The organism is Burkholderia sp. B10, assembly GCF_004368385.1.
GTDB lineage: Bacteria > Pseudomonadota > Gammaproteobacteria > Burkholderiales > Burkholderiaceae > Burkholderia > Burkholderia vietnamiensis.
The window spans coordinates 1-10,712 of the sequence record NZ_PQMX01000120.1 but is presented as its reverse complement, the minus strand read 5'-3'; the positions used below and the strand labels follow the sequence as shown (position 1 = coordinate 10,712).

Sequence of the window (10,712 nt, the reverse complement as noted above, 5' to 3'; positions counted from 1 at the left end):
GGCATCTGCCGTCGCCGGCAAGCCATTGCAGCAAATCCCGGCCGCGAGCCCTGACGGCAAGCCGGAGCGCGCGTCTCAGTTGCCGGGCGCCGCGCGGCGCGCCGGCACGATGCGCCAGCCGAGGTTCACGCCGGCCGCCGCGACGAGGATCAGCAGCGCGCCGAGCACCTGCGTCCACGCGAGCGTCTGCCCGTACGCGATGCGATCGACGATGATCGCGACGACCGGATAGACGAACGACAGCGCGCCCGTCATCGCGACCGGCAGCTTCTGGATCGCGCCGTACAACAGCACATACATCACACCTGTGTTCACCACGCCGAGTACGACGAGATCGAGCCACTGTGCGGCCGTCGCCGGCAACGTGCCGAACTGCGCGAACGGCGCGAGCAGCACGACGCCGAGGCCGACCTGCAGCAGCGCGAGCAGATGCGGCGGCGTGCCCTTCAGATGCTTCGTGACGATCGACGACAGCGCGTACAGGAACGCCGCGCCGAGCGACAGCGCGACGCCTTCGAGATATTCGCCGGGCACCGCGAGCACCGCCGGCTCGACGCGCACCACGCAGACGAGGCCGATGAACGCGACCGCGAGCCACGCGAGCGTCGACGCGCCGATCCGCTCGCGGAACACGATTGCGCCCAGCGCGACGAGCATGAACGGCTGCGTGTTGTAGACGGCGGTCGCCATCGAGATCGACGCGCGCGAATACGCGGCGAACAGCAGCAGCCAGTTCGCGACGATCGCGAGGCTGCCGAACGCCGCGAGCGCGAGCATGCGCGGCGAGAACAGCGCGCGGCGCAGCATCCCGAGCGCCGCGCAGACGATCGCGAGCGTCGCCGCGCCGAACACGCAGCGAAAGAACACGACGTTGGACAGCGGCTGCTGCGACGACATCACGAGCCAGCCGATCGTGCCGGACATCAGCATCGCGATCAGCATCTCGGCGGCGCCGCGGCGGATTTCGTTTGAGGCCATCGTGGGCTCCGGTGGCGAGGGAAGATGACTTCGATTCTAGGAGCTTGCTTTCCGTGCATCCACGGCTAGACTGAAGCGAAACCGCCGATTCACCTTCGAAACCAAAGCGATCATGTCGAAACGCCTTTCACCGCCGGCCGCGGTATCGCTGGACGCGACCGACCGCGCGATCGTCGCCGCGCTCGCCGACGATGCGCGCATCGCGACCAGCGAACTGGCGCGGCAGATCGGGCTGTCGGCGCCCGCGACGGCCGATCGCGTGCGGCGGCTCGAAGCGCAGGGCGTGATCGCCGGCTTCACGGTCGAACTCGATCCGCGCGCGCTCGGCTACACGCTGCAGGCGATCGTGCGCGTGAAGCCGTTGCCGGGACAACTGCATCTCGTCGAAGACGTGCTGCGGCGCATTCCGGAATTCGTCGAATGCGACAAGGTCACCGGCGAGGACTGCTTCATCTGCCGGCTGTACCTGCGCACGATCGAGCACCTCGACGACATCCTGTCGAAAGTGACGGAGCGCGCCGAAACGAGCACGGCGATCGTCAAATCGACGCCCGTGCCGCGCCGCCTGCCGCCGCTCGTCGACGACGACGCGGGGCGACGCTGACGGGCACTGAAAGCGACTACGTACCACTCGGCGCCACTCAGCGCCAGCGCGCGTGACCCATGCGAGCGCGCCGGGCGCGCATACTGCCGCTTGTACTGCCGCTCAAGCAGCCGCGTCGCGCGCGTCGAAGAACGCCAGCAGTTCGTCGATCAGCGCCGTGGGCGCTTCTTCCGGAATGTAGTGGCCGCAGTCGAGCGCGCGGCCGCTGACGTCGCGCGCGACGCGCCGCCATTCTTCCAGCGGATCGAAGCACCGTGCGACGGTCCCGTTCGCGCCCCACAGCACGCGCAGCGGGCACGCGACCTTGTTGCCGCGCTCGAGGTCCGCACGATCGTGTTCGAGATCGATCGTCGCCGAGGCGCGGTAGTCCTCGCACATCGCATGCACGGCGCCAGGCTGCGCGAGCGCCGCGCGATAGGCGTCGAGCGCCTGCGGCGCAAACGGCGCGAGTCCGGCCGAGCGATTGCCCATCACGCGCTCGATGTACGCGTCGGTGCGGCCTTCGATCAGCGTTTCGGGCAGCGGCTCCGGCTGGATCAGGAAGAACCAGTGGAAATACGCGGTCGCGAACGCGCGGTCGGTCTGCTCGTACATCGCGAGCGTCGGCGCGATGTCGAGCAGCATCATCCGCTCGACGGCCGCCGGATGATCGAGCGCGAGCCGATGCGCGACGCGCGCGCCGCGATCGTGTGCGCACACGTGAAATTGCGTGAAGCCGAAATGGCGCATCACCGCGAGCTGATCGGCGGCCATCGCGCGCTTCGAATACGGCGCATGCTGCACATCGCTCGGCGGCTTGCCGGACGCGCCGTAGCCGCGCAAGTCGGTGGCGATCACCGTGAAATGACGAGCGAGCGTCGCGGCGACGCGATGCCAGATCATGTGGGTTTGCGGGTGACCGTGCAGCAGCAGAAGCGGCGGCCCCGCGCCTCCTTTGACACCGAAGATGTCGGTGTCCTGCACCGTCACGCGAAACGGTGCGAACGCGTCGAACGACATGGTTTGTTTCTCGTCGGTTTGTTATTGGCCGGTATTGTAGGAGGCTTGGCACATCGCTGCGCGCAATCAACAGCCGAATGCGTAGAGACAGAACACTCCCTCGATTGTCGGCACGCCGTGCGCTTTGCTAAGCTCGCGTAGAATCGCACGATCGTTCGTATCAATACGGACGCGCCGCTGCGCAGCTACACTCGAACTTTCGTTCGACTGCAAGCACCGATGCCGGCGTCGGCACGCACACGACCCGGCCGCCCTCGAGACTGGAGACAATCACATGGCATTGCCCGCTGTCCTGCAGAATCTGACGCTGCCCGTCATCGCGTCGCCGATGTTCATCGTCAGCTATCCCGAACTCGTGCTCGCGCAATGCAAGGCGGGGATCGTCGGATCGTTCCCCGCGCTCAATGCGCGCCCGGCGGAACTGCTCGACGAGTGGCTCACGCAGATCCAGTCGGCGCTGGCCGACCACAAGGCGCAGCACCCGGATGCGGTGATCGGCCCGATCGCGGTGAACCAGATCGTCCACCAGTCCAACGAACGGCTCGAGCACGACGTGCGCGTGTGCGTCGAACACAAGGTGCCGATCTTCATCACGAGCCTGCGCGCGCCGGCGCGCGAGATCGTCGACGCGGTACACAGCTACGGCGGCATCGTGCTGCACGACGTGATCAACCTGCGCCACGCGCAGAAGGCGCTGGAAGCAGGCGTCGACGGGCTGATTCTGGTCGCGGCCGGCGCCGGCGGCCATGCGGGCACGACGTCGCCGTTCGCGCTCGTCGGCGAAGTGCGCAGGATGTTCGACGGGCCGATCGTGCTGTCGGGTGCGATCGCGAACGGCGGCTCGATCCTCGCCGCGCAGGCGATGGGCGCGGATCTCGCGTACATGGGCACGCGCTTCATCGCGACGCAGGAAGCGCACGCGGTCGACGAGTACAAGCACGCGATCCTCAACGCGAAATCGTCGGACATCGTCTATACGAACCTGTTCACCGGCGTGCACGGCAACTACATCCGCGAGAGCATCGAGCGAGCCGGCCTCGATCCGGACGCGCTGCCGGAATCGGACAAGTCGAAGATGAATTTCGGCAACGACAAGGCCAAGGCGTGGAAGGACATCTGGGGCGCCGGCCAGGGCGTCGGCCTGATGGACGACCTGCCGAGCGTCGGCGAGCTCGTCGAGCGGCTGAAACGCGAGTACGACGACGCGAAGGCGCGGCTCGGCATCGCACGCTGACGGATACGCGCGGCGCGGGCGCCGCGTGTGCGTCGCGCGGAGGTCGCGCGCACGTCACGCATGCGCCATCACGGGGACCACTGCAAGTCGCACGCACCGCGCGCGCGTCGCGTCACTCGCGTCAACCGCGCCGCAATGAAAAAAGCGCGAACCCAGTTACGGTTCGCGCTTTCTTCATCGACGCACGCTCGCGTGCAAACCCAGTCAAGCTCGCTTGATTCGCGTGATCGGCAGCACGCGCAGCCGCGCCTCGATCGACGGGCACAGCGACTGCCCTTCGAAGCGCGCGGCGAGGAAATCGACGAACGAGCGCACCTTCGCCGATACGTGACGGCGGCTCGCGTACACCGCATAGATCGGCGCCTCGTGCGGCGGCACCGCGTCGAGCAGCAGCGGCACGAGCCGGCCGGATTCGATGTCGTCGCCGACCACCTCGGTGCCCAGCAGCGCGATGCCCGCGCCCGCGAGCACGGCCGCGCGCAGCCCTTCGAGATGGTTCACGATCAGGTTGCCGTTCAGGTTCACGCGCGACGCGGCGGCCGCGTCGATCACCAGCGCATCGAGCGCCGAGGCGCTCGACTCGCGCCGCAGATAGTTGTGGTACGCGAGATCGGCGATCGTCTGCGGCGTGCCGCGCCGCTCCAGATAATCCGGCGACGCCACCAGCAGAATGTGCGCGGTCGCGATCTGCCGCGCGACCAGCGACGACGACTTCAATCCGTTCGGCGCCGCGCGCACCGCGACGTCATAGCCTTCCTCGATCAGATCGACGACACGGTCGGACAGCGTCATGTCGACGGTCACGTCCGGGAACCGTCCCGCATAGTCGGTGACGGCCTGCATCACGTGCCGCAAGCCGAACGCCGACAGCGACGTCACGCGCAACCGCCCCTGCGGCACGACGCTCGCGGCGCCCACCGCCTGCCCTGCCTCGTCGAGTTCCGACAGCGCCTGCACGAGGCGCTCGTAGTATTCGCGTCCCGCCTCGGTCGGCGCGACGCGTCGTGTCGTACGATGCAGCAGCCGCGCGCCGAGCTGCTGCTCGAGATGCATCACGTGCTTGCTCGCCATCGCGGCCGACATCTGCATGCGCTCGGCCGCGCCCACGAAGCTGCCTACTTCGACGACGTACCGAAACACATTCATGCTGACGAGGGTATCCATCGAACTAGCCCGCAATTCCTAGGTAATCATGCAATTTGGCAATAGGGTAACAAAGGCGAGGAAACATAAAGGTCAACAAACGCAAAACGGCGCCGCGGTGAGCGGCGCCGTTCGTGGGCGGGCAGGCCGACATGCCGGCCGCGCGCGCAGCGTCTGCGCGCGCGGCGAATGCGCGAATCAGAACTTCGCGCGAATGCCGGCGCCGAACGTGTTGCCGTTCGACAGCCCGCTGATGTGGTCGTTCATGTACGCGGCGTAGACGTCGGTGCGCTTGGACAGCGGGTAATCGTAGCCGACGGCCCAGGTCTGGCGCGTCTGGTCGAGGCCGCCGGCGTCGCGCGAGTACGCGTACGACGCCATCGCGTTGCCGACGCCGAGCGGCACCGAGACGCCGCCCTGCGCGGTGTTCACGTGCCAGCTGCCGCTTGCCTGATCGTTCTTCGTATACATGTACTGGCCGAACAGCTTCACGTACTTCAGGTCGTAGGTCGCGCCGACGAGCCCGATGCCCTGGCTCTTCAGGCCGGTCACGAGCGAGCTGAGATCCTGCGGGCCGTTGTTGAAGTTCACGTACTGGTAGACGGCGGTCGCCGCGAACGGGCCGTTCGCGTAGTTGAACTGGGCGCTCCACTTCTTCGAGCGGTTGTCGCCGGCCGTGTTGCCGAGCGCATACATCGCCGCGAAATTCAGGCCGCCGAACGACGGCGACGTGTACGACAGCGCATTGTTCCAGCCCGAATCGCCGACCGCACCCTGGTCGCTCGGATAGGTCGGGAACGTGCCGAGGCCGAGGAACACGTGGTACACCATCGGCGAGAACGTGTACGAGTCGTAGAACGGGTTGAACAGGATCGTCGACAGGAACAGGTGCGTCGTCAGGCGCCCCGCCGTCACCGTGCCGTACGGCGAGCTGACGCCGACGTACGCGTTGCGGGCGAAGAACGTGTCGCCCTGGAAGCGGCCGAACTGGCCGTTCTGCGCCCGGAAGAAGCTCTCCACCGTGAAGATCGCCTTGTAGCCGCCGCCGAGATCCTCCGCGCCGTGCAGGCCCCAGTACGACGTCGACATCCCGCCGCCCGACACGTTCCATGCGCGATCGCTGCCCGGGAACTTGGTCGCGCCCACCCACTCGTCGACCTGACCATAGAGCGACACGCTCGACTGCGCATGGGCGGGTGCGGCGGCAGCGACACAGGCAGCCGCGGCGATCAGGTTGACGGACGTGCGCGACGCACGGCGAGCGAATGCTTTCATGGGATCTCCAGGTTTTGTCGATAGTCGATAAGCGGCGCGAGCGTTGTTTTTGGGGCCGAGTGCTTGCGTCGTGTGGGGCGCAGCCATCTTTACGGAAGATTTATCCGACCAAAATTGCGCGCACTTATTGCGGGTATAGCGGCGGCATTAACTTCTCGGCGCGAAGATGCGCGGCGGCGCATCGCGGCGGCCCGGCGCGGGACGGACACGCGGCCGGCCGGCCGCGCGGCGCGCGTGCCGGGCGCGAAAGATAGCGCAATGCGTCGGGAAAATCAGCGGAAATGTGTGGGCGACTGTGGCGAATTCGCATCACAGCGCGGGGGACGAGCGCGCGGTGCGCTCAGTTTCGGTAGAACGGCGAGAAAAACGGCGAGCGGCCGGATTCTTCCTGCGCACGCGGCGGCGGCATCGGACGGCCGCCGCGCTCCTCGTTGTAGCGCGCGACGTCCGCGCGGATCGAGCCCGCGCGCAGCGGCACGTTGCCGCCGCCGGACGGATGCGGCACCTGGCGCGAATCGGCGCTGATCGGCCGGTATGGGTTCTGCGCGGCGTAATGACCGTACGACGGCGTCGGCCGCAGCCCCCAGCGGGCGCCGTAGCCGTTCACGCCGCCGCTGCGCACGCCGCCGGCCGGCGCACCGCGACGCCATACCGGTACGCCCGCGGCCGGTTGGCCGTATGCGCGCGTGCCGGCGCCGAGGCCATGACCGAAGCCGTGACCGAAACCCTGGGCGCCGAAACCTGCGCCGCCGCGCGGCGGCTGGGCAAGCGCGAGCGGCACCAGCAGCGCGCAGAGCGCCCCTGCCACCCATCGTCCGATCTTCCGTTTCGCCCGTTCCGCCATCGCTCAGTGCCTGTTGCGGCCCGCAGCCGGACACTCCCCGGCCGACGCAAGCCTTTCAGCAGTAATTTATGGGTGGCCCGAAACGGTGTCGAGCCAAAAAGTGTTAGGTCGCCGGCACCGGTGTAACACCATGTTACTGCTAGGTTTTTTCACTTCCTGACGCGATCGTCGCAGAACATTCTTCGGTGGATTAGCGCAGATTTCGACCCGCCGCGACACCGGCTCCCGTGCAATGGAATCATCAATCGATTCCCACAATGAATTTGTGTATTGAATTCGCTGGCCGGACAATAGCGGCTTCGCGCGCGCGACACGCGCGCCTGCCCCCGCCGTTGTTTCCGACTCGAGTTTCACCATGGCCCGTCCCCGCTTTCTTCCCGACAATTTCACGCTCGCGCTGGTCGGCACCGTCGTGCTGGCGAGCCTGCTGCCGTGCCACGGCGCGGCCGCGCATGCGTTCAACTGGGCGACCAACGTCGCGGTCGGCCTGCTGTTCTTCCTGCACGGCGCGAAGCTGTCGCGCGAAGCCGTCATCGCCGGCGCGACCCACTGGCGGCTGCACGCGGTCGTGCTGCTCAGCACCTTCGCGCTGTTTCCGCTGCTCGGCCTCGCGCTGAAACCCGTGCTGCAGCCGCTCGTCACGCCGACGCTCTACGCCGGCGTGCTGTTCCTCTGCACGCTGCCGTCCACGGTGCAGTCGTCGATCGCGTTCACGTCGATCGCGAAGGGCAACGTGCCGGCCGCCGTGTGCGCGGCCTCGGCGTCGAGCCTGCTCGGGATCTTCGTGACGCCCGCGCTCGTCGGGCTGATGATCACGTCGCAGTCGGCCGCGGCCGCGTCGCCGTGGAGCACGGTCGGCAGCATCGTGATGCAGCTGCTCGTGCCGTTCATCGCGGGGCAGCTGCTGCGTCCGGTGATCGGCCGCTGGATCGACCGCAATCGCGGCGTGCTGCGCTTCGTCGATCAGGGCTCGATCCTGCTGGTCGTCTACGTCGCGTTCAGCGAGGCCGTGAACCAGGGGCTGTGGCATCAGATTCCGGCGCGCGCGCTGGGCGGCCTGCTGATCGTCAACATCGTGCTGCTGGCGATCGCGCTGCTGCTGACCACCTTCGTCGGCAAGCGGCTCGGCTTCAACCGCGCCGACCAGATCACGATCATCTTCTGCGGATCGAAGAAAAGCCTCGCGGCCGGCGTGCCGATGGCGAAGGTGATCTTCTCCGCGCAGGCAGTCGGCGCGATCGTGCTGCCGCTGATGCTGTTTCATCAGATCCAGCTGATGACATGCGCGGCCCTCGCGCAACGCTGGGGCGCGCGCGACACGAGCGGCGAAGATGGGGGACGGGTCGCCGCGGGCGCACGCGGCGGCCGCGGGCTGAACGCGGGCAGGCGCTGACGCGGGCGGGCGCAGGTGGCGTAGCGGTAGGAGGCGGTTGGCTGGGTGCTTGCCGCGGGCGGGGTTCGCGGGCTGCGGCGTTGTGGGTTTTGCGGTCCCGGCTCGCTCTCGCTTGCGGCTGCTCGCCTGCGCGCCGTGTCCTCTTCGCCGCTCGCCGCACACCGACGCACCATCCTCGTGCATCAGGTCACGAAATCTTCACTCAATTGTCCGCGCGAGTTGCCGTTAAAGTCTGGCGTACCCTCGCTTCAGCCCGCCCATGCCTCCGCCCTCTTCCGGCTCCGCTGCCGCCGTCACCACGCGCCTGATCGCGGAGCGCGCGCTCGCCGCCGTATTCCAGCCGATCGTCGATCTCGCGTCGGGCACCGTCGTCGGCTACGAAGGGCTGATCCGCGGCCCGCGCGGCACCGATCTCGAAGCGCCGAACGCGCTGTTCGCGCAGGCCGCCCGCGACGGCGCCACCATCGCGCTCGAACAGGCGGCCGCGCTCACCTGCATCGACGCGTTCGCGGCGCTCGGCTGCGACGGCAAACTGTTCCTCAACTTCAGTGCGCGCACGATCGTGCAGCTCGCGCGCGAACGCGAGCGCGCGCGGCAGCTGCTCGCCCGCGCGGGCGTGTCCGCCGAGCGCATCGTGATCGAGCTCACCGAGCAGGCGACGATGCCCGACATCGCGCGCATCGGGCCGGCGGTCGAGACGCTGCGCGATGCGGGCATCCAGTTCGCGCTCGACGATTACGGCACCGCCAACGCGAGCATGAACCTGTGGCTGCGCCTGCATCCCGACGTCGTGAAGATCGACCGCTTCTTCATTCACGACATCGCGCGCGATCCGCTCAAGTTCGAGGCGGTCCGGGCGATGCAGCATTTCGCGCAAGCAAGCGGCGCGAAGCTGATCGCGGAAGGGATCGAGAACGAAAGCGACCTGACCGTCGTGCGCGACATCGGAATCTGCTGCGTGCAGGGCTTCCTGCTCGGCCGGCCGAGCGCGCGCCCGTCGGCGCTGCTCGCGCCGGCCGCCCGCGACGCGATTCATACGCCGCACATCGCGGTGTTTCCCGGCGCGACGCGCAGCGTGCGCCCGGCCGCGACGATCGCGGCGAAGATGCTGGTGCCCGCGCCGGCGCTGCCGCGCGACGCGACCAACAACGACGTGCTCGATCTGTTCAACCGGATGCCCGGCCTGCACGCGGTCGCGCTCGTCGAAGCCAGCCGGCCGGTCGCGCTGGTGAACCGGCACGGCTTCATCGACCGCTTCGCGCTGCCGTATCACCGCGAGGTGTTCGGCAAGAAGCCTTGTCTGCAGTTCGCGAACGATGCGCCGCTGATGATCGACAACGCGACGACGGTCGAGCAGCTCGCGATGCTGCTCGCGCGCCACGACCAGCGCTATCTCGCGGACGGCTTCGTGATCACCGAACACGGCCGCTACGTCGGGCTCGGCACCGGCGAGAGCCTGGTGCGCGCGGTGACCGAGATGCGCATCGAGGCCGCGCGCTACGCGAATCCGCTGACGTTCCTGCCGGGCAACATCCCGATCAGCGCGCATATCGACCGCCTGCTCGCGCGCGACGCCGGCTTCCACGCGTGCTACGTCGACCTGAACCAGTTCAAGCCGTTCAACGACCAGTACGGCTACTGGCAGGGCGACGAAGTGCTGAAGTTCGCCGCGACGGTGCTGGCCGGCGTGTGCGATCCGCAGCGCGACTTTCTCGGGCACGTCGGCGGCGACGATTTCCTGGTGCTGTTCCAGCGCGACGACTGGCAGGCGCGCGCGACCGAGGCGATCGCGCGCTTCAACGAAGGCGCGCTGCGCTTCTATACGCAGGCCGACAGGCTGGCGGGCGGGCTGCGCGGCGAGGACCGCCACGGCAACGCCGCGTTCTTTGGCTTCGTGACGATGGCGATCGGCGCGGTCGGCGTGCCGGCCGGCGCCAACGACGCGATGCGCTACGGCAGCGACGAGATCGCGTCGGTCGCCGCGCTCGCGAAGCGACGCGCGAAGCAGCAGCCGGGCGGACTCGCGGTCGTCGACCTCGACGCCGGCCGCGCCGCGCTGCGCGAGCGCGGCGAGCCGCCGCGCGCCGCGGTGGCCTGCTGAACGACGGGCGGAGACCGGCGGGGCGGGCGGTTGGCGGGATCGGGTAGCCGGCGCGCGCTTCGTACGCTTGCGCGCGCTTCGTACGCTTGCGCTCGCTCTCGTACGCTTGCGCTCGCTCTCGTTCGCTTCATTCGCCTCGTC

Annotated in this window: 9 protein-coding genes; 4 read left to right on the top strand and 5 right to left on the bottom strand. The window is 68.1% G+C overall.

Annotation, left to right across the window (positions count from 1 at the left end):
• Positions 1 to 75: 75 nt before the first annotated feature.
• The gene (locus C3Y15_RS30180; RefSeq protein WP_059497403.1) at positions 76 to 978 is read right to left on the bottom strand and encodes a DMT family transporter; all 903 of its coding nucleotides are present in this window, start codon (positions 976 to 978) and stop codon (positions 76 to 78) included.
• A gap of 112 nt (positions 979 to 1,090) precedes the next feature.
• Between C3Y15_RS30180 and C3Y15_RS30175 the strand changes: the two genes are divergently transcribed.
• On the top strand, positions 1,091 to 1,582 hold the full coding sequence (locus tag C3Y15_RS30175) for an Lrp/AsnC family transcriptional regulator (RefSeq protein WP_014723769.1): 492 nt from the start codon (positions 1,091 to 1,093) through the stop codon (positions 1,580 to 1,582).
• 102 nt (positions 1,583 to 1,684) lie between these two features.
• Here the strand turns inward: C3Y15_RS30175 and C3Y15_RS30170 are convergent, their stop codons facing one another.
• Positions 1,685 to 2,581 (bottom strand): alpha/beta hydrolase, encoded by an 897-nt coding sequence (locus C3Y15_RS30170; RefSeq protein ID WP_069246347.1) that lies wholly within the window; start codon positions 2,579 to 2,581, stop codon positions 1,685 to 1,687.
• A 274-nt stretch (positions 2,582 to 2,855) separates the two neighbouring features.
• On the opposite strand from C3Y15_RS30170, the gene C3Y15_RS30165 reads away from it, so the two are divergent.
• Complete coding sequence (locus tag C3Y15_RS30165; RefSeq protein WP_011886207.1) at positions 2,856 to 3,815, top strand: nitronate monooxygenase family protein; 960 nt, start codon at positions 2,856 to 2,858, stop codon at positions 3,813 to 3,815.
• Between the two features lie 204 nt (positions 3,816 to 4,019).
• Here the strand turns inward: C3Y15_RS30165 and C3Y15_RS30160 are convergent, their stop codons facing one another.
• From C3Y15_RS30160 to C3Y15_RS30150, 3 genes are all read right to left on the bottom strand, one after another.
• The gene (locus tag C3Y15_RS30160; protein ID WP_011886208.1) at positions 4,020 to 4,979 is read right to left on the bottom strand and encodes a LysR family transcriptional regulator; all 960 of its coding nucleotides are present in this window, start codon (positions 4,977 to 4,979) and stop codon (positions 4,020 to 4,022) included.
• Between the two features lie 177 nt (positions 4,980 to 5,156).
• Positions 5,157 to 6,233 carry a porin gene (locus C3Y15_RS30155; protein ID WP_034192511.1) on the bottom strand — a complete coding sequence of 359 codons (1,077 nt, stop codon included), beginning with the start codon at positions 6,231 to 6,233 and terminating at the stop codon, positions 5,157 to 5,159.
• Between the two features lie 340 nt (positions 6,234 to 6,573).
• The gene (locus tag C3Y15_RS30150) at positions 6,574 to 7,077 is read right to left on the bottom strand and encodes a hypothetical protein (RefSeq protein ID WP_034192510.1); all 504 of its coding nucleotides are present in this window, start codon (positions 7,075 to 7,077) and stop codon (positions 6,574 to 6,576) included.
• Positions 7,078 to 7,432: 355 nt separating this feature from the next.
• Between C3Y15_RS30150 and C3Y15_RS30145 the strand changes: the two genes are divergently transcribed.
• Together C3Y15_RS30145 and C3Y15_RS30140 are read left to right on the top strand one after the other, a co-directional pair.
• Positions 7,433 to 8,470, top strand: coding sequence for a bile acid:sodium symporter family protein (locus C3Y15_RS30145; protein ID WP_046424086.1), 1,038 nt, complete (start codon positions 7,433 to 7,435; stop codon positions 8,468 to 8,470).
• Between the two features lie 259 nt (positions 8,471 to 8,729).
• The gene (locus tag C3Y15_RS30140) at positions 8,730 to 10,571 is read left to right on the top strand and encodes an EAL domain-containing protein (RefSeq protein WP_059622198.1); all 1,842 of its coding nucleotides are present in this window, start codon (positions 8,730 to 8,732) and stop codon (positions 10,569 to 10,571) included.
• The last annotated feature ends 141 nt before the right edge of the window (positions 10,572 to 10,712 follow it).